Genomic DNA, 26,643 nt, shown 5'->3' on the forward strand with positions numbered 1-26,643 from the left:
GGTCTGCTGCTACCCGCTTAACGAACCACCTTGCCGTCGGGCGTGATGGTCACCAGATCAACGAGGCGAACGGACTCGTATTTTTTGGCGCGCAGATTCACGCGAAAGCCACCCACGTCATAGTCGGTCATGGATTCGAAAGCCTTCTGAAGCCCGGCCCGATCAGCCTTTCCGCCCCCGGCCGCACTGCGCCGCACGCCTTCAGCAAATGTGCGTGCCGCAATATAGCCCTCGACACTTTCGTAACTGGGTGTCTGGTCGGTCAGGTTGATGGCGTCCAGGTACTCCTTGATGATGGGAGTTCCCAGGCTGCGCGGTGAAGGCACCACCTGGGAAATAACCACACCGCCGATTTCCTTGCCAAGTGCGGTGAACAATGGATCAATTCCAACAACCGAGAAGTTCAGAAGCTGCCCCGGAAAGCCGGTTTTCCGCATGGCACGAATAAACGCCGCCGACGTATTGAAAAGGCTCACTTGAATGATGGCCTGCGGCTGGGCCTTGACCAATTGAGCAACTGCAGCATCGACTTTGTCGCTGTTGACAGGGGCGAAGGCGCTCGCCACAAGCGGCGGACGCTTCAAGTCAATAAGTGCCTGGTTGACCGCGGCCAATCCTGCCCGTCCCATCGCATCGTCTTCGGCAAAGACAGCAATGCGATCCTGGTTCAATGTTGCGCAATGGCGCGCCATCTTGTAGGCCTCATCTGCCATGGCGGGGCGCACGTGAAACGCATTGGTTAGCGCTGCCTCACGCAACCCATCCGACGCCGCGAAAGGTGCAAAAAACAGGGTATTGGCCGGCTTGGCCACGGCAAAAGCCGCGTCACAGCTGGCTGTTCCAACGAATCCAAACAACGCATCCACCCCTTCATCAATCAGGTGCTTGGCGTTAGCGGCAGCCTTCGCGGGAATATAGCCATCATCAAGCGCCTTGACTTCGATCTTGTAGCCGGCCGCACCGTTTTTGGCGTTGATCGCATCGAAGTAGAGCTTTGCACCATTGAGGTAAGCCAGACCAATCTGATCGGCTGCACCGGTCAAGGGGACCGATTGGCCCACTACGATCTTGCGACCACCTTTGCCAGCCTGGGACCGGGCCAGCGGGGTGAATGCCGCCACGCCAGCTGATATTCCGCCTATAACGAGCGCGCGTCTATTGAGTTTCATGTCATACCTTTGAAGTGCACTGCTTCAAAGCACGATAGATGCCTGCCTGCCTAAAAGGTAGCATTTATTGAGTGCTTTGTAACAAATTGAAAGCAGCCTCAAGCTTAGTCGTTTGAGCCGCAAAAAGGGTTCTGGGAAAATGCCAACACCTCATAAGGCTATGCATGAGCTGTTCTGTGACCCGTGGGTAAACCCGACAATGGCAGATCAACGGTTTGAGGCAAAGGCGCGCAATTGCAGGCTTGCTAAGGATGCATTTTCGACAAGGAATGAATTTGCCAGGCCAAGGCCACTCCCGCGAGTGAAAAACCGCCGGTCACCACCCAGGTCCACTGCCAACTCCCAGTCTGGTTGACCACCGCGGCTACCAGCGGTGGGCCGAAAAATTGACCCAGAGCGGACCATTGCTGCATCCAACCGACAGTGGTGGGTACGGTGGCAGCACTTGGCGCCAAACGAACCGCAAGGCTGAAAAGTGTTCCCGGTATCAGGCCGCCGAGCATCGAGAATGCAAGCACCGCCAGATACCGCCACCAGAAGGCTGCGTCCGCCCCGAAAGCTGCCATGGCACTGACGCTCATTGCCGCAAATCCGGCGAGAAGCAAGGCGAAAGGCGCTGTCCCGGTTTGGAGCAGGCGGCCAGCCACCAAATTGCCAACGATATTGACGGCCGCGACCAATGCTGTGAGCGCGGCTGCGGTACCGATGGCCACCCCGGCCTGTGAGTAGATCGAAGGAAGAAAACCTACCACCGCAAGCCACTGCCCGGAGTACACGGAAAAACAGAGAGCCACCAACCAGACAGCCCGTGAACCCAGCGTCAACCTCAGAAGACCATGCGCCGCAAACAGGGGATCCGCTCCGGATGCGGAACGCAAACGATCGCCAGGTACTCGTCGCTGATCTGCAGGAACGCCGTAGAAGACCAGCACTGCAAGCAAAACGGTTAACAAGGACAACACCCACCACCAGATACGCCACCCCCACGTCACATCGGCGGTCATCATGACCCAAGGTCCTGCCAGCAAGGCCAGCGCCGCACCAAGAGGCATGTAGGCACCCCAGGCACCCAGCGCCGGACTCAAACGTTCAGCAGGCACCAGTGCGCGCAGCAAACCCGGCGCCGGCAACACCACGCACAGGAAACCAAGACCTTCCAACGCGCGGCTGAGCAGCAACCCGGTAACGCCCTGTGCAGCGCCGCCCCATGCGCTGGCCAGGCCCAGTATGAGCAAGCCTGCCAACATGATGCGACGAGCCCCATAGCGGGGAACCAGCAAGGCCGCCGGCAGACCGAGGGTCATTCCTGCAAGCTGCATGAGCGCCAACAGAAAACCGGCCTGCACCAGGGAAACGTCCAACACCTGTTGCAGGACAGGAAGTGCCGGAGGTAGTTTGCCGACATGCAGGGCAGCGGCCACCCCTGCGGCAATCACCAGGGCGGCAGGGTTCATGGCTTTCAAGCGGGAAATACCACGCAGCCGTTCAGCCGTTCGTGTTCTTTGGCAGCGAACCGATCGGTCATGCCGGCAATGTAGTCTGCAACCACCCGCTCTGGCTTGGCCCGTCTGCTTGCACCAACCGATGTGCCGGCGACATCGATCCGGTCAAACCGATCACTGTGGGCCTGGGGCATTTGGGCCGGATCGTCCATATAGGCCGCAAACAGGTCCCGGACAACCCGCTGGGCGGTTTGTGTGGTTTCAACAACCTGAGGATGGCGATATAGATTTTGTAGCAGGAAACGCTTGAGGGACGAGGACTTGAGAGCCATTTCCTCACTGAAACAAACCAATGGCGGATGCTGCCGTACAGCGTGCACGTCACCCGGCGCCGCGCTGTCCAATGTCGCGCTGGTAGCTTTCATCACATCGTAAACCTGCGCGCTGAGCATGCGACGGATGGTTTCAAACAGCAGGCGACGCCCCCGCAATCCAGGGTGCGCTTCCAGGGTTTCCCGGCTGTACTGCGCAAACAACTCAACGTCCTCAAGCTGCTCAAGGCTAAGCAGGCCCGAACGAACGCCATCGTCAATGTCGTGCGCGTTGTACGCTATCTCGTCAGCCAGGTTGGCAAGCTGGGCCTCCAGACTTGGCTGGCGTATCCGTAAGGCCACGTCGGGCGACTCCAGAAATCTATGGGCAACTCCGCCTGGCTCGCGTGCTTCAATGCGCCTGGCATTGCGGCGCGAACAATGTTTGAGAATCCCCTCGCGGGTTTCAAACGAAAGGTTCAGACCGTCATAGGCGGGGTAGCGCTCTTCCAGCACGTCGACGACACGCAGGCTCTGCAGGTTGTGCTCGAACCCCGCGCTGTCCGGGTTGTAACTTTTCAGGCAGCTGTTCAAGGCATCCTGGCCAGCGTGTCCAAAAGGTGTGTGGCCCAGGTCGTGAGCCAAAGCGATGGCTTCAACCAGATCTTCATTCAACTGCAAGGTACGAGCGATCGAACGGCCAAGCTGCGCGACTTCGAGCGAATGCGTCAGGCGGGTGCGAAAAAGGTCGCCTTCATGGTTCAAGAAAACCTGGGTTTTGTAAACCAGCCTGCGAAAGGCAGTGGAATGAACAATCCGGTCACGATCACGCTGAAACGCTGAACGCGTAGGCGCGTCTTCCTCTGGATAACGGCGCCCGCGCGACTGGCCCGGGTGACATGCGTAAGGTGCCAATTTCGTCATGTTTCTGGCATCGAATAGGCCTCTAGCCCTTTAAATACGGGAACTGAAAGCTATAATTTTTATAGCAAAATTCGGATGGACGTTCATCATTCGCAGCAAGCATCGATCACTTCGCGTACTACCCCATCTGGTGCAGTGCGAACCGTGGCCCGACCAGGGCCGTCGATGACCACAAACCTGATTTCGCCCGCTTCGGATTTTTTGTCAACCCGCATCAATTCCAGATACCGGCCGGCATTGTCTCCGCTGGAGAGCTTCGGTCCAATGACTGGCAGGCCGGCTCGCTGGATCAGTCCACGCAGGCGGTCGACAAAAGCCGTGTCGATGAGACCCATTCTTTGCGAAAGGTTGGCAGCCATGACCATGCCGCAGCCAACACCTTCGCCGTGCAGCCACTGACCGTAGCCCAACCCCGACTCGATGGCATGGCCAAACGTGTGGCCGAAATTCAGAATCGCACGCAGACCTGCCTCACGCTCATCCTCGCCCACCACCGCCGCCTTGATTTCGCAGCTGCGCTGGATGGCATGGGCAAGAGCCGCAGGGTCGCGGGCAAGCAATGCATCGATATTTGCCTCGATCCAATCGAGAAAAGCCATATCTGCAATCGGCCCATATTTGATGATTTCAGCCAGCCCTGCACTCAGCTCGCGCTGCGGCAGCGTTTGGAGCACATCCAGATCGCAGATCACCCGCTCTGGCTGGTAGAACGCACCCACCATGTTTTTACCCAGTGGATGGTTGATGGCCGTCTTCCCGCCCACCGATGAATCCACCTGTGCCAGCAAGGTGGTGGGAACCTGCACAAAAGGCACGCCGCGCATGTAGCATGCTGCGGCAAAGCCTGCCATGTCACCCACCACACCGCCCCCGAGCGCAACCAGAACTGTCTTGCGATCACACCCATTGCTGAGCAGGGAATCAAAAATTAACTGCAGTGTGGGCCAGTCCTTGTGGGCTTCGCCGTCGGGCAAGGTCACCTGCAACACATTTTGGTAATGCTTCGATAAAGCAAGCCGCAACGCCTGCGCATAGAGAGGAGCCACTGTGGTATTCGACACAATCAACGCACTGCTCGCAGACGGTAGGTCGCGGTACGTGTCAGGGTCACCAAGAAGACCTGCCCCTATGGCGATGGGATAGCTGCGATCGCCCAGATCAATGAAAACTTGCTGGATGGTCGAGGAAGAATTTGCTTGCATGAGCCCAAGTGTAGAGGCTCTGGAGCTCCTGGTCGGCCAGCGAATGGCGCGAGTGCCAGCGCCTTATTCAAAGGGATCAAAGGAATTCCGTCTCGCGGCAGGACCTTTGTGCAGATGCAGGTTTGTCACGCCCCGTCGGTGGGACAAGAAGGAATAAGCCCCGCCAGCTCAAGCTGCATCACCACCGTGTTAACCAGCGCCGCTACGGTGGGTCGCCCGGTCTCAATTACAAATCGGGCACTTTCGCGGTACAGCGGATCGCGCACCGAATACAACTCGCGCAGGCGGCCTAGCGGGTCGGTGACTTGCAGAAGGGGGCGGTTCCGGTCATGGCGCAAGCGGCGATAGACCTCTTCTGGCGCTGAATGCAGATACACAGCATGGGTACGCTGCTTCAAATGCTGACGGTTGGCGGGTCTCAACGCCGCGCCGCCGCCAGTCGACAAGACACATGACTCACCTTGCTGAGTCAGGCCATCAATGACATCTTGTTCAAGATCACGGAAGGCATCTTCGCCCTCTCGCTCAAAAAACTCGCGGATGGACAGACCGACCCGCCGTTCGATAACGTGATCCGTATCGAGAAAAGAGCATCCGAGGCGTCGTGCAAGCTGCCGACCAATCGTTGATTTTCCTGAACCCGGGAGACCCACCAATGCCACCCTCAAGGGCTGACTCACAGCTTGCCCCCCGCAGACCGCAATAGTAGATAGCAGAGGGGTGGAATCAGGCATGAATAGAAAGCCAAGGGCACATCCCGCAATTTACGGGAAAGAGCGACGCTACGTTACGCCAGCCACAGCTGGCCCTGCATGCCCTTTAACGTAACGCCGCGCCGTTGGAAATCATTTTTGGCGAGATAAAGACCAGCAATTCCGACTTGTTGGCGGTGCGGGTTCTCTGTTTAAACAGATTACCTACCCCGGGGATATCGCCCAGCAGCGGCACCTTGGTTTCATCTTCGCGCTCGTTTTGCTCAAAGATGCCGCCAATCACTACCGTGCCACCGTTTTCAACCAACACCTGGGTCTGGATATGTTTTGTGTCAATTGCAAAGCCGTTTGTAGTCGAGCGACCAACACTATCTTTGTTCACGTCCACGCTCAAAATGATGTTCCCCTCTGGGGTGATCTGAGGTGTCACTTCCAGCTTCAAGTTGGCTTTGCGGAAGGCGATGGAGGTAGCGCCACTGGAGGTTGCCTGCTGGTAGGGAAGCTCAGTACCCTGCTCGATCAACGCCTTGACCTGATCAGCCGTGACAATACGCGGGCTCGATACAATTTTGCCTTTTCCATCAGCCTCCATGGCCGAAATTTCAAGGTTCAGAAGACGAGTAAGCGATGAGTTAAACAAGGAAACAGCAAAAGTGGCGGCCTGAAAACCGTTTTGTCCGATACCTGGCAAATTGACAAAATCGCCAGCTGTCGTCCCGAAATTTCCCCCCAATGAGGGAGCAGTGCCGGTGGGAATATTGGGTGTGATGTAAGTTGACCCAAACTGAGTATTCCGGCTATCGTTCAAAGTAAACGGACGCCCGCCCAGCCTCACACCCAACGATTTTCCGAAAGTATCCGAAGCTTCGACGATACGCGCCTCAATCAGGACCTGGCGCACAGGAATGTCTATTTTTGCGATGAAGCTCTGCACCTGCTCCAACTTGGACGGGATGTCAGTTACAAAAAGCTGGTTGGTCCGTGCTTCCGCAATCGCACTTCCACGATTGGACAGAATCCGGGCACTGTTCGGGCCCGTGCCACCTGCGGTGATTTGAGTCCCAATATCTGCGGCTTTTCCATAGTTGATCTGAAACGCTTGAGTACGGACAGATTCCAGCGTCTGGATCGCGTTACGCGATTCAAGATCGAGCTTGTCTTTTGCCGCCAGCTCATCTTTGGGAGCAATCAGGAGCACGTTGCCGCTTTTGCGCATACCCAAGCCTTTGGCCTGCAAAATGATGTCCAGCGCCTGATCCCAGGGTACATCTTTGAGCCGCAAGGTAACAGCCCCCGAAACGCTGTCGGACGTGACAATATTAAAGTTGGTGAAGTCGGCAATGACCTGGAGCAGTGAACGCGTTTCAATGTTCTGGAAATTAAGGGAAAGCTTTTCCCCTGTGTAACCAGGTCCTTGTGAAAGTTTGGACTCGTCCACTTTTTGCTGACGAACTTCCAGCACAAACTGATTGTCACTTTGGTAAGCACTGTGTTCCCATGCCCCCTTAGGCTCCACTACCATGCGAACCTTTTCTCCAACTTGGGAAGTCGTCACGGTTTGAACGGGAGTACCGAAGTCGGAGACATCCAGCCTGCGTCGCAATCCTTCAGGCAAGGCTGTTTTCAAAAACTCCACGACCAGAGTCTGCCCCTGTTGACGGATATCTACACCAACCTGATTGTTGGCCAAGTCAACCACTATTTTTCCCGAAGCATCGTTTCCCCTGCGGAAATCGATGTCTTTTAGTGGCAGGGTATCGCGGTTACGATTTTCCGCAAAAACCGGCGCAGCCACGGCCGATGGCGCTGACACCGCAACCGGATCCAGCGTAATCAGCAATGACTTGCCTTGAATTTGCGCTTTGTACGCTGTAGACGCTTTAAGATTCAATACGACCCGCGTTCGCTCACCTGCTTGCACAACATTGGCAGACCGCAAATTGCCCAAATTCAAGTCGATAGCTGATCGTCCCATCGAATTGCTGACGCCAGGAAAGTCAAGTGCAATTCGTGCAGGTGTTTGGATCGTAAAGCCGGTTGGCACCGCGGTTAAGGTCTCTGCCAAGTCAATGCGAATGACCTCTGTACCCCCCTGAACGGAGCCCGAAATAGCCTCAATTGCATTGGGGGTCTGCGCCCAGGTTGTCGCCAGCGAAACGGCCAACAATGCTGCTCCGATACCGAAACGCGCGGAGATCCTCAACCGCACTCCCTGCAGTAAAGTCGCTTGCTGCGATGATGCACTCTTGTTCATTTTGATCCCTCTTGAAGCTGTAAAGTCGCCGGCCGCTCTAACCATTCACCTGCTGCGTCCTGCACAATCTCCCGCAAACCAACCTCAGTCTCGGTAATTTTTGTGATCCGACCATAGTTTTGACCTAAATAGTTACCGATGCGCACTTGATAAAGCAGGTTATCCACCCGAACCAAGGCCACCGGTTGCCCTACTTTGACAAGGCTTCCAACCATAGCCACAGCATCAAGCGGCATCGCCTCCAGCGGCTCCTTGCGTCGGTTCAACTCAGGCGCAATAAGCGCCGCATTGGAAGTCGCTTGCTTGGAGTCCCGGTTAAGCGCTTGGGTAAGTTTTTGACTACTGAAGGGCTCAAGCGCGCCTTCCTGGGTATATGGTTGTGGCGAAAATTTCGTAGGTTCCGGCAATGGCTCAATTTTCGGTTTCGTCAAGTTTCGCTGTTCGACCATCCACTGCTGCAATTCTTCCTGTTCAGATGAACTACATGCAGTCAGCCCCAACCACACTACCGTCGTAAGTAGCAACCCAATAGCCTTTTTCATACCGGTCCGCTTCATTTCTTCTCGCCTTTCCCGGCTGCCGCTTTGCGTTGCAGGGCGATCTCATCCGGATCCAGATAACGGAACGTTTTGGCGGTGCTGTCCATACCCATCATCCCGTCCTTGAGCGGCACAATAGCGATGTTATTGAGGGTGACAATCCGGGAGAGATTGGCTATATCAGCTGCGAAAGCCCCGATATCGTGATAGCGTCCTGACACCTTGATGGCGATGGGCAGCTCTGCGTAGTATTCCTTGACGCTGACTTGTCCAGGCCGAAACAGCTCAAACTGCAAACTGCGCCCTAGTCCCGCCTGGTTAATGTCCGACAGCAACGCATCCATTTCAGCCTTGCTTGGCAATTGTTTCTCCAATTGAGTCACGTACTGTTGCACCTGCTCCCGCTGCTTTTTCAAAGCTTCGAGATTGACTGCCTGAGCCAACTTCTTTTTGAAGTCTTCCCGCAACTGCAGCTCCTTGGCTTGCTCCGCTTTTAGTTCCTCATCGGAGGCGCTAAGCCAGACGAACCAGAGAGCCACCACCACGGCGACAGTCACAAACATGCACAGGAGATATCGCGGCAACGCCGGCCAGGATGGTGGATCGTTTGGACTGAGACCAACAAACTGCGCCTTCAGGCCATCCTGGAGAGCGGCAAAATCAACATTAAATTTCGGAGTACTTGCCATAGTCAGCGCCTGTTCCAGACTGTTTTCAGCTCTTGACCGCTGCAGGGCCTGATTGGGCAGGCTTGACCACAACACCACTGGTGGACGCCGCCGCTGATGCCGCAACAGCTTTCTGTACGTCGGTTGCCCGCTTAAGTCCCACTCGCATTGAGAAATTCGCCACACGCCGCTGATCGCGCGCACCCAGCGTGATACTTTTCCCCGTGATTTCAATCAACTCAGGACGAGTCAACCACGGGCTGTTATTGCCCAAATTTCGCAATAACTCGGAAACACGCTCATTGGACTGTGCTACCCCGGTCAGCAGAACCACTTGGTTGTCCTGCTTCATGCTTGTGACATAGACACCGTCAGGTAACTGTTTGACCAGTTCATCAAGCAGATAAACCGGCAAATTACGGTTCCCCTGAAGATCTTCCACGGCATTTTGTCTGGCGCGTAGCGCCGCAATCTCCTGCTGCAACCCTGCAATTTCCTTGATCTGCCCCTCAAGCCGGGTGATCTCTGCTTTCAGAAAGGTATTCTTTCCCTGCTGCTGCGAGATTTGGGCCTGGTACCACGAATAAACTGCACCACAAAACAGACCGCCTGCAAGAGCCGCAATACCCAAGGCAACAAAAAAAGCCTCACGCCGGTGTTTGCGCGCCGCTTCGCGATGAGGAAGAAGATTGACCAGAATCACTGGAAGAACCTCCGCAACGCCAGCCCGCAGGAAGTGAGATAGGAGGCTGCCTCACGCTTCATCTTTTTCTCCCGAACATCGCCGCCGAGAGTCATCCCCTCAAAAGGATTGGCCACCATGCAGGCAAATGAAGTTTGCTGGGTTACAGCTTCGGTAAGCCCCGGCAAGGCCGACGACCCCCCAGCCAACATCACATAGTCCACCTTGTTGTGAGGCGTGCTGGTAAAGAAGAACTGAAGGGCGCGCCCGATCTCCTGCGCCATGCTGTCAACAAATGGCTTCAGCACGCTGGCGTCATAATCGTCCGGCAATTCGCCACTGCGCTTTTTGCTTTCAGCCTCCTCAGGCGAAAACCCGTACTGACGCACAATCAACTGGGTCAGTTGAGCGCCACCAAAAGCTTGGTCGCGTTCATACAAAACTTCGTCGTTTTTGATGACCTGCATACTGGTTGTCAGTGCTCCCACCTCAAAAAGAGCCACCATGGTGTCCAGGCCCTTGTTCGGGAGGTTTTCGATCAATCGGGCCGTTGCCAGACGCGAGGCGTAAGACTCAACATCAATGACAACCGGCTTAAGCCCTGCCGCCTCGGCAAGTCCTTGCCTGTCGTTTACCTTTTCCTTGCGGGACGCGGCAATCAACACCTCGACATCACCCGCTGAACTGGCGCTGGGACCTACAACACAAAAATCGAGACTGACCTCATCCAGGGAAAAGGGAATGTACTGATTCGCCTCGGCCTCCACCTGGATTTCCAGTTCCTGCTCGGTCATACCGCCAGGAAGAATGATTTTTTTTGTAATTACGGCGGAAGCCGGCAACGCCATCGCAACATTTTTGGTGCGTGTCCCGCTTTTTTTGACCAGGCGGCGCACCGCTTCGGCCACTTCGTCGAACTTTTCGACATTGCCATCGGTGATCCAACCCCTTTCCAAGGGTTCAATGGCACAGCGATCGAGCACCAGATTACCTGCCTTGTCTCGGCTCAATTCGACCAGCTTGACGCTGGATGAACTGATGTCCAGACCCAGCAGGGCTGACGATTGACGGTTGAATAACGATCCCAAAGAGATCAAAACGGTCCCCAGATGACGGCTAATGTGTAGCCCTGCAAACTTAAGAAATCACTTGAATGCTATCAGTAAGATCCTTGTACAACAAAGGATTTTCCGGTTTTGGCTTACCATCACCGTTGTCAAAAGTAGACGCTTTTGGTGTTCTGGCCAGATTGGTACAGGGCCCCTGATCAGTCAGAAAATGCAAAATATGAAGTTGCAGGCAATCTGAAGAATCCCTCCGTACGGTGATTTTTACAATGCCGGCGCGAACTTACGATAAACCTCATGCCGTCAAATTCATCGCCTTCCGTCTCCCGTTCTGTGCCTTTCAGCCGATTCCCGTGGTTGCCGGGTCTCCTCAAGGTTCTGGCGTGGTGCGCCGGCATCACACTTGCGCTGGCCGTCTCGCTACTGATGACTGTGGCCGTCGCGCTGGCCGTCGCCTATCCCAACCTCCCTGACGTATCCGATTTGCTGGACTATCGCCCCAAGCTTCCGTTGCGCGTCTATTCAGCCGACGCGGTGCTGATCGGCGAATTTGGTGAGGAGCGACGCAACCTGACGCCAATAGGCGACATCCCCAAAGTGATGAAAGATGCGGTGCTGGCCATTGAAGATGCCCGGTTCTTCTCCCACGGAGGCGTTGACTATATTGGTGTAATCCGGGCTGGACTCGCCAACGTGGGCCGCGCCAAGAGCCAGGGTGCCTCCACCATCACCATGCAGGTCGCCCGCAATGTCTACCTGTCCACCGAGAAAAGCTACACCCGGAAAATCTACGAAATCCTGCTGACTTTCAAGCTGGAGCACCTCCTGAGCAAGAACCAGATTCTCGAGATCTACATGAATCAGATCTTTCTGGGTCAGCGCGCGTATGGCTTCGCGGCGGCATCCGAAATCTACTTCGGCAAACCACTGAAGGACATCAATATTGCCGAGGCAGCCATGCTGGCTGGCTTGCCCAAGGCCCCATCCGCCTACAACCCGATAAGTAACCCCCGACGGGCCAAAGCACGACAGCTCTACATCATTGAGCGCATGGAAGAAAACGGCTTTATCACTCCGGAACAGGCAACGGCAGCCAAGAACCAGGATCTCAAGGTCAGATCAGGTCCAGATGCGGGCCGGGTGCATGCCGAGTTCGTAGCGGAAACTGTTCGCCAGCTGGTCTATAGCCAGTATGGAGACGAGACCTATACCCGTGGGCTCAACGTTTTTACCACCCTGCGCGCAGCCGATCAGACGATGGCCTACAAGGCCTTGCGCAAGGGCATCATGGATTACGAACGGCGGCAAATCTACCGGGGCCCGGAAAAGTTCATTGCCCTGTCCAGCGACCCCAAAGAAGCGGAAGACGCCATTGACGACGCGCTGGCGGAAAGCCCGGACAATGACGATGTCATGTCGGCGGTGGTGCTGGAGGCCGGACCGAAGAAGATCGTGGCGGTCCGTCAGAACAGCGAAACCGTCGAAATCACAGGCGATGGCCTCAAGCCGGCGCAATCCGGACTGTCCGAAAAAGCCGCACCCAACATCCGAATCCGTCCAGGTGCCTTGATTCGGGTTGCCAAAACGCCGAAAAATACCTGGGAGATCACGCAACTGCCGGAGGTCGAAGGCGCTTTTATTGCGCTGGATCCGCGTAGCGGCGCCGTTCGAGCCTTGGTCGGCGGGTTTGATTACGAGAAAAACAAGTTCAACCATGTCACGCAGGCATGGCGACAACCCGGATCGAGCTTCAAGCCCTTCATCTACTCTGCCGCCCTTGAAAAGGGCTTCACCCCGGCGACGGTGGTCAACGATGCCCCCCTCTTTTTTGACGCAGGCGTCACTGGTGGCCAGCCCTGGGAGCCCAAGAACTACGACGGTACGTTCGAGGGCCCCATGAGCCTGCGGCGCGGTCTTGCAAAGTCGAAAAACATGATCTCCATCCGGATTCTTCAGTCCGTGGGTCCAAAGTACGCCCAGGAATGGGTCAGCCGCTTCGGCTTCGACGCCGAAAAACACCCCGCCTACCTCACCATGGCGCTGGGCGCCGGTTCGGTAACCCCCCTCCAGATGGCCATTGGATATTCCGTGTTTGCCAACGGAGGTTACCGCGTCAACCCCCACCTGATCACAAAGATCACTGACCAGAAAGGCAAGGTGGTAGTACAAAGCCCCGCACCGGTTCTCGATGAGTCGGCACGCGGCATCGAGCCACGAAACGCCTTCATCATGTCAAGCCTGCTGCAGGAAGTCGCACGTTCGGGCACGGCAGCCCGGGCTCAGGCCACCCTCAAGCGGCCGGACCTCTATGGCAAGACGGGCACCACCAATGACTCGATCGATACCTGGTTTGTAGGCTATCAGCCGACCCTGACGGCTGCAGTATGGATGGGCTACGACACCCCGAAAAAACTCGGCGACCGTGAAACGGGGGGTGGCCTGAGCCTGCCTGTCTGGATCAATTTCATGGAATACGCGCTCAAGGGAGTTCCAGTCACCGAGCCCGCAGCGCCCGAAGGGGTTGTCAATATAGGCGGTGAATGGTTTTATGACGAATATGCCAAGGGCTCAGGCATCAGTAGCGTGGGTCTTGCAGACCGTCCTGCCGCCGGCTCTGGCGCCAACGATCCGGTCACGGGGCAGCCCGTGCCGCCGGGCGCCGCTATTCAATCGCCTCCGCCGAGCGACGAACGGCGAAGAATACTGGACCTGTTCAAGAATTAAGCGGCGCCAGCGTCTGCAGGTGCGCTGAACACCAGGGGCAGCCCGGCCTGCTCACTCGTGCAGCGCGACAAAGCTACAAAAAGTTCGCCGCCATCCTTGGTGTCCAACCATTGCTTGCCGTTGAATTTGTAGTGGAACCCGCCAGACCGCGCAGCCATCCAGATTTCCTGAAGCGGCTTCTGCAGATTCACCACGATCTGGCTACGGTTTGAAAACGTTAACGTGATCATGCCGCCAGTCCTCTGGTTGTCGATATCAGCATCCGTTTCATCGTTGATGCGGTCACAGCCCGCTTCAATGGCCTTGAGCGCAGCTTCAGCGTGGTCTAAATATTCAAGGTCGGTCATTACAATCCCATCATGCTCGCAAGATTTCAATTGGTTCAAATTCTAGGCCGATGGTCCGGTGCCTTCCGGGCACATGGCTTTTCCTCCATTGTGTTGGTATCCGTGGCAACGGCTGGTCTGGTGGCCTGCGGTCAAAAAGGCCCGCTTTTCATGCCACCTCCGCCCAAAGCCTCCCTCACAGGCGCCTCCTCATCCACTGCACGCTCGCCTGCCAGCCCGGCCAGCGCCCCGACGGAATCATCCAATGACCTTCCCGCTGCACCACCAGCTTCGGGGCCCACAACCTTGCCGCTGCGATGAGTAGCCCAACCACATCATCCAGCATATTGCCGGGTGCGCCGCAACTGGCTTACCGGCCCGACGGCCTGTACCTTGAGGAAGTCAATCTCGACGCGCTCGCCAGAAAACATGGCACCCCGTTGTTTGTGTATTCCAAGGCTGCCATGCTGGCCGCCCTCGCGGCCTACCAGCAGGGCTTTGCCGGCCGCAATGCGCAAATTTGCTACGCGATGAAAGCCAACTCTTCCCTGGGTGTGCTGCAGGTATTTGCCCGTGCCGGCTGTGGCTTCGACATCGTCTCCGGAGGCGAGCTTGAGCGTGTACTTGCCGCTGGCGGCGAGGTCGGTAAAGTGATCTTTTCCGGTGTTGGCAAAACGCGCGCCGAAATGAAGCAGGCGTTGGCGGCGGGTATCGGCTGTTTCAACGTCGAAAGCGAAGCCGAGTTGGCCGTGCTGTCTGAGGTGGCCTTGAGCATGAGCAAGATCGCCCCAGTGAGCATTCGCGTCAACCCGAATGTGGACCCCAAAACCCACCCCTACATCTCGACTGGGCTCAAGGGCAACAAATTCGGCGTAGCCCATGAAGATGCGCTGCGGATTTACAAGTACGCCGCTTCGCTCGAAGGGCTGAAAGTTGTCGGCATTGACTGCCACATCGGCTCACAGATTACCGAAGCCACGCCTTATCTGGACGCCATGGATCGCGTGCTTGATCTGGTAGCCGGCATTGAAGCCTCGGGCATCGCGATTGAGCATATTGATTTTGGTGGTGGCCTGGGCATCAATTACAACGAAGACGCTCCACCCACGGCCGATGCGCTTTGGCGGGAGTTGCTGGCCAAGCTGGATGCGCGCGGCTACGGCGGCAGGAAGCTGATGGTCGAGCCGGGCCGTTCGCTCGTGGGCAATGCCGGTGTCTGCCTGACCGAGGTGCTTTACCTCAAGCCCGGTGAACAAAAGAACTTTTGCGTCATTGACGCCGCGATGAACGACCTGCCGCGGCCAGCCATGTACCAGGCTTTTCACGCCATCGTGCCCGTTGTGCAACAACGTGCCACGTCAAGCGCCGTCTACGACGTGGTTGGTCCGGTTTGCGAAAGCGGTGACTGGATCGGCCGCGACCGCACCCTGGCCGTAGCCGCCGGTGACCGCCTCGCAGTTCTATCGGCCGGGGCTTACTGCATGAGTATGGCCAGCAACTACAACACACGCGGCCGCGCTGCCGAGATTCTGGTCGATGGCACCCAGGCGCACCTCATACGTGCCCGCGAAACAGCCGCCGACACTTTTCGCGGCGAGAAATTGTTGCCCTAAGACCGTCCGCCCTTGATGTTCATCAAGGGCTGTCTGCGGAGGCAAGCCTAGAGTTGGGCTTTCAGCAACGCAACGACAGGCCATCACCATGTCCGTGGAACTTTACCGCGACAAAAATCACATCTGCCTGATGTTCACCGACCTCCTCGACGAGGACGGACAGGCCGTGCAGTCCAATCAATTCCTCATCGTTGACAACGGCACCGGTGCCATCATCGATCCCGGCGGCAACCTGGCGTACAACGAGCTCTTCATGGGCATGACGCAGCACTTTCCACCGCACAAGCTGTCCTATGTGATCGCTTCGCACGCGGACCCCGACATCATTGCCTCGCTGGACCGCTGGATGAGCAGCACCCAGGCCCTGCTGGTGATTTCGCGGGTTTGGGAACGTTTTGCTCCGCATTTCACCAAGGTCGGCAAAACCGACAAGCGCGTGATTGGCGTCCCCGATGCCGGCGGGCGCCTGCCCTTGGGAAACAATGAACTCTGGCTCATACCAGCCCACTTCATGCACTCCGAAGGAAATTTCCATTTTTACGATCCGGTGAGCCGCATCCTGTTCACGGGCGATCTGGGCGTGTCCATGATGTCTGGCGCCCAGGCACGCCAACCCGTCACCAACCTCAAGCCCCACATCCCCTTGATGGAAGGTTTTCACCGGCGTTATATGGTTTCCAACAAGATCCTGCGACTGTGGGTCAACATGGTGCGTTCGATGGACATCGCCATGCTGGTGCCGCAGCACGGCGCGCCCATTGTGGGCAAACAGGCCGTGAACGACTTCTTCGACTGGATTGAAGGCTTGATGTGCGGCATCGACCTGTTTGATGATCGCGCTTATCAGCTGCCCACGGCGAGCATCGATCCGATCGCCCGCCAGGTCCGTCCGGCATTGCGTGCAGTGAACGGTTGAAATCAAGCAAAAACAGGCTTTAGCCCTTATGGGCTAAGCGCATACAGCTCCTGATTTAGTAGCGCTTCTTCACCCTCACTGCGGGGTGGCAGTGTTTTGTGGCACAGCACGGGGCGGGCGCCGCCCCCAGCTCTGCCAGATTCGCCACCCCAATAGGGCCGCGATGATTCCGGCATAAACAAACACTTCGGCAAAGTTGTTCTTTCCTGAGCGCATCCAGAAAAAATGCAGAAGGCCCAGGCCGGCGATCAGGTACACCAGCTTGTGCAACATTTGCCAACGCTTCGCGCCCAGTTTGCGTATGGCAGCGTTGAAAGAGGTCGCTGCCAGCGGCGTCAACAGCAAGAAAGCGCTAAAGCCCACCAGGATAAAAGGGCGCTTGATGATGTCCTTGACGATGTCGGCCAGGTCAAAGCCCATGTCGAACCAGCTGTAGCTGAGCAAGTGAAGCAGCACGTAAAAATAAACGAAGAGGCCCAACATGCGACGAAAGCGCGCCAGCGCGGGTGTATGACTGATCACGCGCAAGGGCGTGACGGCCAACACGATGCACAGGAAGCGCAGTGTCCAGTCGCCTGTTGCACGTATCAGCGCTTCCGCGGGATTGGCGCCCAGCTGGTTCGTCAGCACGCCGTAAAACAGCCAGGCAAAAGGCAGCAGACAGGTGATAAAAACAACCAGCTTGGCAGCGGGATGGAGAAGAAGTTTTTTCATGGCTAAAGTCCGGCGAGGCCGCCGGGCACAAGGCGATGCCTTGCAGCCCAGCCGTCACCGTTCATCAATAAAACTTCTTCAGATCCATGCCTGCGTACAACTGTCCGACCTGCGCTTCATAGCCGTTGAACATCAGCGTCTTGCGCTTTTTGGCGAACAGGCCGTCTTCACCGATGCGGCGTTCGGTGGCCTGGCTCCAGCGCGGGTGGTCCACGCTAGGATTCACATTCGAATAAAACCCGTACTCATTGGCCGCGGCCTTGTTCCAGGCGGTGCGCGGCTCCTTGTCGGTAAAACGGATCTTGACGATGCTCTTGCCGCTTTTGAAGCCGTATTTCCAGGGCACCACCAGACGCACCGGAGCACCGCTCTGGTTAGGCAGCACCTCGCCGTACATGCCAAACGTGAGCAAGGTCAACGGGTTCATGGCTTCGTCCATGCGCAGCGCTTCGACGTAGGGCCAATCCAGCACGCGTGAACCCACAAAAGGCATTGTCTTGGGGTCGGCCTGGGTGATGAACTCAACATATTTGGCGTTGCCCAACGGCTCGACCTTCTTGATCAACTCCGCCAGTGAATAACCGACCCACGGAATGACCATGGACCAGCCCTCGACACAGCGCAAGCGGTAGATGCGTTCTTCCTGGGCACTGAGCTTGATCAGGTCTTCAATCGCATAGGTCTTGGGCTGCTTGACCAGGCCTTCCACCGCGACCGTCCAGGGCTTGGTCACCAGGGTGTGCGCATTTTTGGCCGGGTCCGCTTTGTCGGTACCGAACTCGTAGAAATTGTTGTAGCTCGTCGCGTCCTTGTAGTCTGTGACTTTTTCCATGGTGACTGCACCCGCGGCCCCTGACTTCGCCCCCGGCAGGGCTGCGAGCTTGCCGGGCTTGGCCACAGCCTGCGCGAAAGCCTCGCGGCCAGCCCAGGTGGCAACAGCCGCACCGGCTGCGCCGGTGGCCATCAGCTTGATCAGGTCGCGCCGCTGCTGGTAAATGCCACGGGGCGTGATTTCACTGGGAACAGCGTGGGTAAAGCCCTTGTTGTCGGTTTTGATCAGCATCTTGTATCCTTGTTGTCGTGAGTGATTGAGGGTTAGTCTTGATACGCTGCGACTTCTTACAAGGATTCAAGCGCTCCCTACAAGGTTCCGTAGCTGTGCAGGCCCGACAGGAACATATTCACACCCAGGAAGGCAAACGTGGTGACCGCCAGCCCCGCCAATGCCCACCAGGCGGCCACCGTGCCGCGCAAACCCTTCATCAGCCGCATGTGCAGCCAGGCCGCGTAGTTGAGCCAGACAATCAAGGCCCACGTTTCTTTCGGGTCCCAGCTCCAGTAACCGCCCCAGGCCTCGGCGGCCCACAACGCACCCAGCACCGTGGCAATGGTGAAAAATGCAAAACCAACGGCAATGGCCTTGTACATCACATCGTCAAGCACTTCCGCACTCGGCAAACGCGCAGCAATGCGCTGACGGCCCAAGAGAATGCCGGCAGCAATCAACCCCGACACCAGCAGGTATCCCATCCAGTAGTTACTGCCTCCGGCTTCGAGGGGCGATTTGCGGAAAACAACCGGCACAAAACAAAGCACCACACCCAGCACCCAGAGCGGCGTCAATTTATACCAGCGGGTCTCTTGCGCCTGTTGTTTGATCAGGTAAGCCAGCGACACCATGGCGGCCAGCGAGAACATGCCGTAGCCGATGAAGTTGGCAGGAACATGCAGCTTCATCCACCAGCTCTTCAGGGCGGGTACCAGGGGCTGGATTTCATGCGCCTCCCGAACAACCGTGTACCAAAGCAGGAAGCCCACAGCCGCACTGACCACAAGCATCACAAACGCGCCCATGGTTCGGGTCTTGTATTGCGCTTCGAAATACAGGTAAAACGCAGCCGTCATCCAGCTGAACAGCACAAAAACTTCATACAAGTTGCTGACCGGGATGTGGCCGACATCGGCGCCTATCAAATAACCTTCATACCAGCGCACCATGGTGCCGACCAGCGCCATGCCCACCGCCACCCAGGCGATTTTGGAGCCCAGCGATTCCAGCGTGTCACTTTGGCTTTTGCCGAACATGCCGAGCCAGTAGAATGCCGTGCTCATGAAAAACAGCACGCTCATCCAGAGAATGGCTGACTGGCTGGAAAGAAAGTATTTGAGCCAGAACACCTGCTCGGCCCTGGCCAGATCTCCCTGGTAACTCACGATGCCAAGAAGGGAGAAAGCAGCTGCCAGCAACATCAGGACACGCAGAGGCCGCCAGAACCAGCCGATGGCTATTGCAGCGGGAATGGCGCCAAGCAAAATGCCCTTCTCGTAGACATCCATGAAGGTGCTGTAACGAGCGAAGGCATACAGCCCGCCCACCACCACAATGGCCGCAAAAATCCAGTCCAGTGCGTTGCGCTTGGCGAAATAGCCCTGCTGCAGGCTGATGGTGTTCGCGTCCGTGGTGCGCGAGCTCAATGTGGTGGTGTTCATCGTGGCACCTGTAAAAGTTTTATCTTCAGCATTTCGAATTCCTGGCCACCGTCCATGGTCTGGCGGTTGGTCGACAGGGCCATCGTTGCCTGGCTGCCCGTCCCTGATTCTGGTCCTTTTCCAGGCGTTGCGGAATCCGCGCCGCCGGACGGCGCAAGCCATACCCAAAGACGGCGCTCCCGCACATACAGCATCGCAAAAATGCCCAAAATCAGCAAGGCACATCCGAGGTAAACAATGTTTTTCCCGGGTGTCCGGGCGACCTGGAACACACTGGCCTGTAACTGGGTAAATTCTTTCAACGCAAACGCCATCGGCGCCGGGTAATGATGTGCATCGCTGAGAGACAACACAGCCTGAGCCATGAAGGCCTGGGTTTTTTCGTCCAGCGGCAACGGCTTCAAGCCGTTTTGCTCACGCGTGGACTGAAGCAGTTCAAACAGCACACCGTTGAGAATACGCACCAGCACTTCGCCGGCACGGTTGCGCTCGGACTCCGGCACGTTGGTTTCCATAAAGTCCGAAATCGCCTGCAAGCCGGCCAGGGGTTTGGCCTGCGCAGAATTGGCAGGCTGGTCAGGGCCGGCAAACAGGGCGAGCGCCCGCGATGCCGATGCAGAAAGTTGCGGCGCCAGTTCAGGCCGGTCCGCCGGTGTGGCTTGGCGCACGTAACGCTGCACGGCTCGCTCACGTTGGGCCGGGTCAGCCAGCGCGCGGCGCAAGCGCAAAAATCCATCCATGCTGCCTTGATCGTCAGCCGGAATGCGCAGGTACTGGAAAGGTTCTGCCGGGGTTTCACGCACGCCCAGCAAAAACAGCGCCGGACTGGATTCCGCTGCGTCCATCTTGACCGGCAACATGTAGTTGTGGAACTCCCTGGCCTGGCCCGCCGCATCGCGCAGCTTGTAGGTCACACTGGGGCCGACATTACGCAGCTCTTTTTTCTCCCGGGTTTTGTTGGCTGCGCCCAAGCGTGAATCGATGGCCTGGCGCAGATCAACCTTGCGCACGTCCACCCCGGAAGTCGCACCCATGCTCCCCGAGTCACTGAAGTTTTCCACATTGATGACGCGCAGAGCGGTGTACTCCAGCGTCATCTTTTCAGGACCGTTGGTCAAACTGCTGGAGCCGCCGATCGTGCCTTGGATCTCAAAAGGCTTGCTTGAAGGCTGGTCGCCAACCGCCAGCGGGATGGCCTTGAGCGTGACGCTGGAGCCACCATCGTCAAAGCTGGACTGGTAGATTTCGACGCCATTGTGGCGGGCCGGGTGATTGACCTCGACACGGGCCGGGATTTTTTCGCCGGTGGCCTTGTCGTGAATCACGATCTCGCTGGCAAACAGCTTGGGCATGCCGGTCGAGTAGTACTCGACGATAAATTTTTTCAGCTCTACCGCAAACGGCAAATCCTGCAGCAAGACACCACCGGGCTGATTCAGAATGGCTGTGCTGGACTGTGTGCCCTCGGCCACCAGCAGGTTGGCCCGGAAGGTCGGGTTGCGCTCACTCAAACGATGCTGTGCCGGTACATCGGCAATCAGCCCTCCGCCAGCATAAATGGATTTGTTGTTAAGCCACATCTGCGCCCGAACGATCAGGTCGCCGTCGAGCAGGCCGCCCACACACACCAGCACGATCGCACTGTGCGCGGCAATGTAACCCAGCTTGTTGGCCGCCCCGGCCTTGGCAGCAACCATCCAGCCTTCTCCGCCGGGGGTAGTCCGCTGCTGGAGCTTGACCTTCCAGCCACCCTGGACCAGCGTCTGCCCGATACGCCGTGCAGCCGCCTCTGGCGCTTCATCCAACGCCGCTTCGGCGCGGTGCCCGAATGCCTTGAGGCTTTGTTCGCGGATGTTTTCCTTGAGCTGATTCAGGTCCGCCAGGATTTTGGGCGTATTGCGGGCAATGCACAGGGACGTGGAGATCACCAGAAAAGCCAGGATCAGCATGAACCACCAGGCGCTGTAGACCGTGTAAAGGCTGACCGCGCCGAAAACCTGGGCCCAGAAAGGACCGAACTGATTGACGTAGTTGCTTAAGGGTTCTTGTTGCTTCAGCACCGTGCCTATGACCGAGGCGATGCAAATCACTGTCAACAGTGAGATCGAAAACCGCATTGACGACAGCAACTCGACCACCGAGCGAAGAGCGTGCGACCCCGCCCTGAGCCTCAGGCCGTGGGTGGAAACTGCGTGGCTGGGAACGGTCATGCGTGAGGCTCGGTGGGCGGCAATAAAAAAGGCGGGTCTTCTGCAAAAGACCCGCCCTGGTATGGAGTGATTATTCTGGCTGGGGTTCAATACAAACCGGGCGAACCGCGGTATTTTCCCAAGAAAGAGGTTTCCCCGTTAAACCAGCCTCACGGAATGCGGGTTTCCGGGGATATTCAGCGCAAACCTGCGATGTAGTCAGCCACAGCGCGGATTTCCTTGTCGTTCAGCTTGGCTGCAACCTGGGTCATTTGCAGGCTGTTGGTTCTTCCGCCGTCACGAAAAGCCGTCAACTGGGAAGCGGTGTATTCGGCATGCTGACCACCCAGTCGCGGATACTGCGAGGGAATGCCAGCGCCATTGGGGCTGTGGCAGCCGGCGCAGGCAGGCACCTGGCGGTCAGAAATGCCACCGCGGTAAATGCGCTCGCCCAGGGTGACCAGTTCCTTGTCCTTTGCAAAGCCAGTTTTGGCCTTTTTGGATGTCACCCAGTAAGCGATGTTTTTCATGTCGGCATCGGAAAGGGCGGCAGCAAAACCTTGCATGACAGGGTTTTTGCGTTTTCCTGCTTTGAATTCCTGCAATTGCTTGACCAGGTACTCCGGGTGCTGCTGAGCCAGCTTGGGATTGGCGGCAATTGCAGAATTGCCGTCGGCCGCATGACATGCCACGCACACCGCGGCAAAGGTCTTTTCCCCCTGAACCAGATCAGGCTTGGCCACTTTGGCTGGAGCAGCCTCGCCAGCGGCCTGGGCAACCAGGGGAGCGGCCAGCATGGCGGCAAATAAATAAGTAATCAACGAAGTGGAAACAAGCTTCATATCGGGGGTTTAATAGTTGACTCTAAAGTGGACCAGGCAAATCGGCGCACAGCCTTCAGCTGAATTCAAGCCCTCCTGGGCGCCAACCTAACGCAAAACCCCCTGATTTTACAATGGCTTGGGGGACAATCCCAATTATGAGCATATCCCCGCGATCTACCCCCATCAAAACGGCCAAGCCAAGCCACAACCGGCTCACGCCCAAGGTGGCTGCGGCCAAGATGGCAGCGGCACTGGCAGCCCAGGCCCCCCAGTCCGCCGAGGCAAAAATTGCCATGGGCTGGCTGCACACCGCCAAATTCCTGACCACAGCACCCGAGCTCAAGCATCTACCCATGCTTGACCTGCCGGAAATCGCTTTTGTTGGCCGTTCCAACGCGGGCAAGTCCACTTGCATCAACACGCTGACGCAAATCAACCGGTTGGCCTTTGCTTCCAAAACACCGGGCCGCACACAAAGCATCAATTTGTTCGCCCTGGGCAAACAGGGCGTGAACGACGCGGTGCTGGCCGATTTGCCGGGCTACGGCTACGCCGCCGTGCCCAAGGCGGCCAAATACCGCTGGCAGCAGGTGATGGGTAATTATCTGCAGACGCGCGACAACCTCAAGGGCGTGGTGTTGCTGTGCGACCCGCGCCTGGGTCTGACCGAGCTCGACGAAATCCTGCTGGACGTGATTCGCCCCCGCGTCGAGGAAGGGCTGAAATTTCTGGTGCTGCTGACCAAGTCCGACAAGCTCAACAAGACCGAGGCAGCCAAGGCGCTGTCGATTGTGCGACTGCAAGCCGGCGGCGGCGATGTCAAACTGTTTTCTGCGCTCAAGCGGCAAGGCGTGGAAGAGGTGGCCCAGCATCTGTGGCAATGGGCACACCCACCGGTCAAACCTGAAAAAGCGGCCCGGGTGGCAGCACCTGAACCGCAAGAAAATTCCGGCGAGTCCTGAGTTCTCCTGGGAAACAGGCCCGCATCGACCGCTTGTGCATTTTCTTCAAGCCCAATCTGCTGTTTGCCCTTGTAATACGGTCGTCAGCAGCTATTAAATGCATAGCAAATGATTAAAGCCTGCCAGGTCACACTGCCTCACGGCATCACCCTTTCGTGCCGGACGGCAGGCCAGCAAGGCCGGCCCGTGTTAATGTTTTTGCACGGTTTTCCCGAAGGGGCTTTTGTCTGGGACGTGTTGCTGGAGCATTTCGCCCAGCCTGAGAACGGTGCTTACTTCTGCGTCGCGCCGAATCTGCGGGGTTTTGAGAAGTCGAGCGCACCCGCCGAGGTCGACGCTTACCGACCCAAACACCTGATGCAGGACATCGCTGCATTGGTGGCACAGATTTGTGCACCCCAGGGCGGCCAGCTGGAATGCCTGGTCGCCCACGATTGGGGTGGCGCCGTCGCCTGGAACCTGGCTGCCGCCATGCCGCAATTGATGAAAAAACTCGCGATCATCAATTCGCCACACCCGGGCACTTTTTTGCGGGAGCTGCAGAATTCGCCAGCCCAGCAAGCGGCCAGCGCCTATATGAACTTCCTGATTCGTCCCGACGCAGAAGCACTGCTGAGCGAAGACGATTTCCGCCGGCTCTGGCAATTCCTGACCAACGGCGGAGAAAGCCAGCCAGCCTGGCTGACCGACAGCGTCAGGGAGCAGTACCGCAAAATCTGGCGGGCAGGTCTCACCGGCGGCTGCAATCTTTATCGCGCTTCCCCGCTGCGTCCGCCGCGCCCAGGCCCGCCGCACAACGACCCTGCGGCAGCGGCCGTTACGTTGGCACCCGAGCGTTTGAAGGTGCTGCTACCCACACTGGTGGTCTGGGCGCTTGACGACATTGCCCTGCCTCCAGCGCTGATCGATGGCCTGGAAAACTACGTGCCGGACATGCGACTGCAGCAAGTGGCCGGCGCCTCACACTGGATCGTGCATGAGCAACCCGAACGTGTCACTGCTTGCCTGCAGGACTTTCTGCGGCAAACTCATTCGCTATAAATTTCATAGCTATTGGCGCGCACAAGCAAAGAGCCAATGGCCAAAAACATCACAAATCAAGCCCATGGAAGGCCACGGAAGGTCAGTAGAACGAAGGCGCGCCTTCAGGCCGGGTTTTAAACCGCTTGTGCACCCAGTAGTACTGCGCAGGCATGGTGTCTATATAGGCCTTCAAGTGGTCGTTCATCACCGCGGTGTCGGCCACCATGTCTGACGAAGGGAAACTCTCCCAGGCCGGCAAAACCTCGACGTCATAACCCCAGGGCGTCAAGCGCGGCACCAGCGGCACCACCTTGGCGCGTCCCAGGCGGGCAAACCGCGACAGGGAGGGCACGGTCGCGGTGGGCAAGCCATAAAACGGAACAAACACCGAGTCCTCGGGCCCGAAGTCCATGTCTGGCAACAGGTAAAGCGGCTGCCCCTCGCGCAACGCAGTCACGATGGGTTTGACGCCGTCTGTTCGCCCAAACAGGCGCAGGTTTCCGAAACGCCGGCGCCCCCGCAAGATCCACCGGTCCACCATCTTGTTCGACTGGTCGGTGTAAATGGTGGTCGACGGTCGCGGCATCTGTAGCGCCACGCCAACCCAGGCTGCGTCCAGCCCCACGAAGTGCGGCAAGAAAATCACCGTCGCCTCGTTGCCTGCCAACTCATTGACCGCGCCTATAAGGCGCACGCGCTTTTGAACCCACGGCCTGGGTGCGTGCCACAGCCAGGCCCGGTCCAGCCAAGCCTGCGCAAAATGGATGAAAGTCTGCCGCGCCAGCTGGCGGCGCTCGGCCTCCGAGCGTTCCGGGTAACACAGCTGGAGATTGGTTTGCACCACGCGCCGGCGCGAACCTACGAACACATAAAGCAGCCATCCCAGAACTGCGCCCAAGGCCCGGGTCCAGGACAGCGGAACAATGGCGAGCACCTGCATAAAAGCAATGCCTGCACGGGTGACAAAACGGCTCATCAGCTGTCGGGGGGTCTTCAAAGGGTTTCCTTGCGTGGCGTCTTGTAGCGCGCGTAGCCCCACAAATACTGGCCGGGTTGACTCAGGACAATGGCTTCAATCGCCAGGTTGATCTGTGTGACGGCATGCAGCAGGTCTGATTTTGCGGGTGCCTCCAGCCCAGAGACCGCCGGCCAGATTTTCAGGTAGTAGCCTGCCCCGCGGGGCAGGCGCTCGCAACTGACGGGCAACAGGGTCGCCCCGCTTTGCAGGGCGAGGCGGGCGGCCAGAGTCATGGTGTATGCAGGTTTGCCGAAGAAAGGGGCCCATACCCCCAACCCTTCCGGCGGCACCTGGTCTGTCAGCAGGGCCACGGCCTGGTTGGCTTTCAGCGTTTTATGCATGAGGCGAATGCCGCTCAGGGAGGCCGGTACCACCGTCAGGTTGGCGCGATTGCGGGCCAGACGCTCCAGCCGTGCCAGCCAGGCCTGGCGCGCGGGGCGATAAATGGCGGTGATGGGGCCATACAGCTCGGCCAAGGCCTGGGGGCCCAGCTCAAAACTGCCACAGTGCGGCCCAAAGAAGATCACGCCCCGCCCCTGCGAAAAAGCATGCTCTGCATGCTCCCGGCCATCAATTTGCACATTGCCCAGACACGAAACGCCTGGCGCCCGCATCCACAGCTTGGGCAGCTCGGCCACAAAACGGCCAGCTTCACCTATCGCCGGACGCGCGACTTCAAACGCGAGCCCCGCTTGGGCCACATTGGCGCGGAATTGCCGGCGGTATGAAGCGCTCAGCCCCCAGACCAGCCAGCCCAAGCCCGCACCAACCGCATGCAGCACTCGCAGTGGCCAGAAGGAGAGAAACCGGAACAGGTAAATCATGAGAAAGAAGAGAGACCTTGGCCATTGGCGGCTATCGGAGACAACAGGC

At 57.6% G+C, this 26,643-nt stretch carries 23 protein-coding genes and 1 pseudogene; 6 read left to right on the top strand and 18 right to left on the bottom strand.

The genetic code is table 11. The annotated features are described in order from the left end of the window. Window positions 1–17 precede the first annotated feature (17 nt). From B0B52_RS12935 to B0B52_RS12980, 10 genes are all read right to left on the bottom strand, one after another. On the bottom strand, window positions 18–1,169 hold the full coding sequence (locus tag B0B52_RS12935; protein ID WP_077594044.1) for an ABC transporter substrate-binding protein: 1,152 nt from the start codon (window positions 1,167–1,169) through the stop codon (window positions 18–20). Window positions 1,170–1,414: 245 nt separating this feature from the next. Beyond that, entirely contained in the window at window positions 1,415–2,623 is a 1,209-nt protein-coding gene (locus B0B52_RS12940) for a CynX/NimT family MFS transporter (RefSeq protein ID WP_077594045.1), read from the bottom strand. 5 nt (window positions 2,624–2,628) lie between these two features. After that, window positions 2,629–3,846 carry a deoxyguanosinetriphosphate triphosphohydrolase gene (locus tag B0B52_RS12945; protein WP_077594046.1) on the bottom strand — a complete coding sequence of 406 codons (1,218 nt, stop codon included), beginning with the start codon at window positions 3,844–3,846 and terminating at the stop codon, window positions 2,629–2,631. 86 nt (window positions 3,847–3,932) lie between these two features. Then, the gene (gene aroB / locus B0B52_RS12950) at window positions 3,933–5,048 is read right to left on the bottom strand and encodes a 3-dehydroquinate synthase (RefSeq protein WP_077594047.1); all 1,116 of its coding nucleotides are present in this window, start codon (window positions 5,046–5,048) and stop codon (window positions 3,933–3,935) included. 125 nt (window positions 5,049–5,173) lie between these two features. Beyond that, window positions 5,174–5,716, bottom strand: a complete 543-nt coding sequence (locus tag B0B52_RS12955; protein WP_077594106.1) for a shikimate kinase — start codon at window positions 5,714–5,716, stop codon at window positions 5,174–5,176. A gap of 151 nt (window positions 5,717–5,867) precedes the next feature. Beyond that, a complete protein-coding gene (gene pilQ, locus B0B52_RS12960; RefSeq protein ID WP_077594048.1) occupies window positions 5,868–8,015 on the bottom strand; it encodes a type IV pilus secretin PilQ in 2,148 nt (715 codons plus the stop codon). Beyond that, window positions 8,012–8,557, bottom strand: a complete 546-nt coding sequence (locus tag B0B52_RS12965) for a pilus assembly protein PilP (protein WP_077594107.1) — start codon at window positions 8,555–8,557, stop codon at window positions 8,012–8,014. The genes pilQ and B0B52_RS12965 overlap by 4 nt, the downstream gene beginning before the upstream one ends. A gap of 11 nt (window positions 8,558–8,568) precedes the next feature. Continuing rightward, window positions 8,569–9,243, bottom strand: a complete 675-nt coding sequence (locus tag B0B52_RS12970) for a type 4a pilus biogenesis protein PilO (RefSeq protein WP_077594049.1) — start codon at window positions 9,241–9,243, stop codon at window positions 8,569–8,571. 25 nt (window positions 9,244–9,268) lie between these two features. Next, window positions 9,269–9,925, bottom strand: coding sequence for a PilN domain-containing protein (locus B0B52_RS12975; protein WP_077594050.1), 657 nt, complete (start codon window positions 9,923–9,925; stop codon window positions 9,269–9,271). Further along, window positions 9,922–11,001, bottom strand: coding sequence for a pilus assembly protein PilM (locus B0B52_RS12980; RefSeq protein ID WP_077594051.1), 1,080 nt, complete (start codon window positions 10,999–11,001; stop codon window positions 9,922–9,924). The genes B0B52_RS12975 and B0B52_RS12980 overlap by 4 nt, the downstream gene beginning before the upstream one ends. Before the next feature lie 267 nt (window positions 11,002–11,268). Between B0B52_RS12980 and B0B52_RS12985 the strand changes: the two genes are divergently transcribed. Then, a complete protein-coding gene (locus B0B52_RS12985; protein WP_077594052.1) occupies window positions 11,269–13,695 on the top strand; it encodes a penicillin-binding protein 1A in 2,427 nt (808 codons plus the stop codon). Here the strand turns inward: B0B52_RS12985 and cyaY are convergent. Next, the gene (cyaY, locus tag B0B52_RS12990; protein ID WP_077594053.1) at window positions 13,692–14,042 is read right to left on the bottom strand and encodes an iron donor protein CyaY; all 351 of its coding nucleotides are present in this window, start codon (window positions 14,040–14,042) and stop codon (window positions 13,692–13,694) included. The two genes, B0B52_RS12985 and cyaY, sit on opposite strands and share 4 nt — an antisense overlap. A gap of 12 nt (window positions 14,043–14,054) precedes the next feature. Between cyaY and B0B52_RS22840 the strand changes: the two genes are divergently transcribed. From B0B52_RS22840 to B0B52_RS13005, 3 genes are all read left to right on the top strand, one after another. Next, window positions 14,055–14,342, top strand: a complete 288-nt coding sequence (locus B0B52_RS22840) for a lipoprotein (RefSeq protein ID WP_077594054.1) — start codon at window positions 14,055–14,057, stop codon at window positions 14,340–14,342. Further along, window positions 14,339–15,634 (top strand): diaminopimelate decarboxylase, encoded by a 1,296-nt coding sequence (gene lysA / locus B0B52_RS13000; protein ID WP_077594055.1) that lies wholly within the window; start codon window positions 14,339–14,341, stop codon window positions 15,632–15,634. Before B0B52_RS22840 ends, lysA begins: the two co-directional genes overlap by 4 nt. 88 nt (window positions 15,635–15,722) lie before the next feature. After that, window positions 15,723–16,550 (top strand): MBL fold metallo-hydrolase, encoded by an 828-nt coding sequence (locus tag B0B52_RS13005; protein WP_077594056.1) that lies wholly within the window; start codon window positions 15,723–15,725, stop codon window positions 16,548–16,550. Window positions 16,551–16,625: 75 nt separating this feature from the next. On the opposite strand, the gene B0B52_RS13010 is transcribed toward B0B52_RS13005, so the two are convergent. From B0B52_RS13010 to B0B52_RS13030, 5 genes are all read right to left on the bottom strand, one after another. Beyond that, complete coding sequence (locus B0B52_RS13010; protein WP_077594057.1) at window positions 16,626–17,264, bottom strand: sulfite oxidase heme-binding subunit YedZ; 639 nt, start codon at window positions 17,262–17,264, stop codon at window positions 16,626–16,628. 64 nt (window positions 17,265–17,328) lie between these two features. Beyond that, entirely contained in the window at window positions 17,329–18,327 is a 999-nt protein-coding gene (gene msrP, locus B0B52_RS13015) for a protein-methionine-sulfoxide reductase catalytic subunit MsrP (protein ID WP_077594058.1), read from the bottom strand. A 77-nt stretch (window positions 18,328–18,404) separates the two neighbouring features. After that, entirely contained in the window at window positions 18,405–19,754 is a 1,350-nt protein-coding gene (ccsB, locus tag B0B52_RS13020; protein ID WP_077594059.1) for a c-type cytochrome biogenesis protein CcsB, read from the bottom strand. Further along, window positions 19,751–21,964 carry a cytochrome c biogenesis protein ResB gene (locus B0B52_RS13025; RefSeq protein WP_077594060.1) on the bottom strand — a complete coding sequence of 738 codons (2,214 nt, stop codon included), beginning with the start codon at window positions 21,962–21,964 and terminating at the stop codon, window positions 19,751–19,753. Before B0B52_RS13025 ends, ccsB begins: the two co-directional genes overlap by 4 nt. A 176-nt stretch (window positions 21,965–22,140) precedes the next feature. Next, window positions 22,141–22,785: a cytochrome c gene (locus tag B0B52_RS13030; protein WP_077594061.1), complete on the bottom strand. Its 645-nt coding sequence runs from the start codon at window positions 22,783–22,785 to the stop codon at window positions 22,141–22,143. Between the two features lie 221 nt (window positions 22,786–23,006). Here B0B52_RS13030 and yihA point away from each other — a divergent pair, with 221 nt between their 5' ends. Both yihA and B0B52_RS13040 read left to right on the top strand, forming a co-directional pair. Then, complete coding sequence (yihA, locus tag B0B52_RS13035; protein WP_077594108.1) at window positions 23,007–23,729, top strand: ribosome biogenesis GTP-binding protein YihA/YsxC; 723 nt, start codon at window positions 23,007–23,009, stop codon at window positions 23,727–23,729. Window positions 23,730–23,837: 108 nt separating this feature from the next. Continuing rightward, window positions 23,838–24,770 carry an alpha/beta fold hydrolase gene (locus B0B52_RS13040; protein WP_077594062.1) on the top strand — a complete coding sequence of 311 codons (933 nt, stop codon included), beginning with the start codon at window positions 23,838–23,840 and terminating at the stop codon, window positions 24,768–24,770. Window positions 24,771–24,852: 82 nt separating this feature from the next. Here the strand turns inward: B0B52_RS13040 and B0B52_RS13045 are convergent, their stop codons facing one another. Then, complete coding sequence (locus tag B0B52_RS13045) at window positions 24,853–25,728, bottom strand: lipid A biosynthesis acyltransferase (RefSeq protein ID WP_077594063.1); 876 nt, start codon at window positions 25,726–25,728, stop codon at window positions 24,853–24,855. A gap of 17 nt (window positions 25,729–25,745) precedes the next feature. Further along, window positions 25,746–26,600 (bottom strand): annotated as a pseudogene (locus B0B52_RS13050) (lysophospholipid acyltransferase family protein); the annotation flags it as partial. Window positions 26,601–26,643 lie beyond the last annotated feature (43 nt).

It is taken from the genome of Polaromonas sp. A23 (assembly GCF_002001015.1).
Taxonomy (GTDB): domain Bacteria; phylum Pseudomonadota; class Gammaproteobacteria; order Burkholderiales; family Burkholderiaceae_C; genus Polaromonas.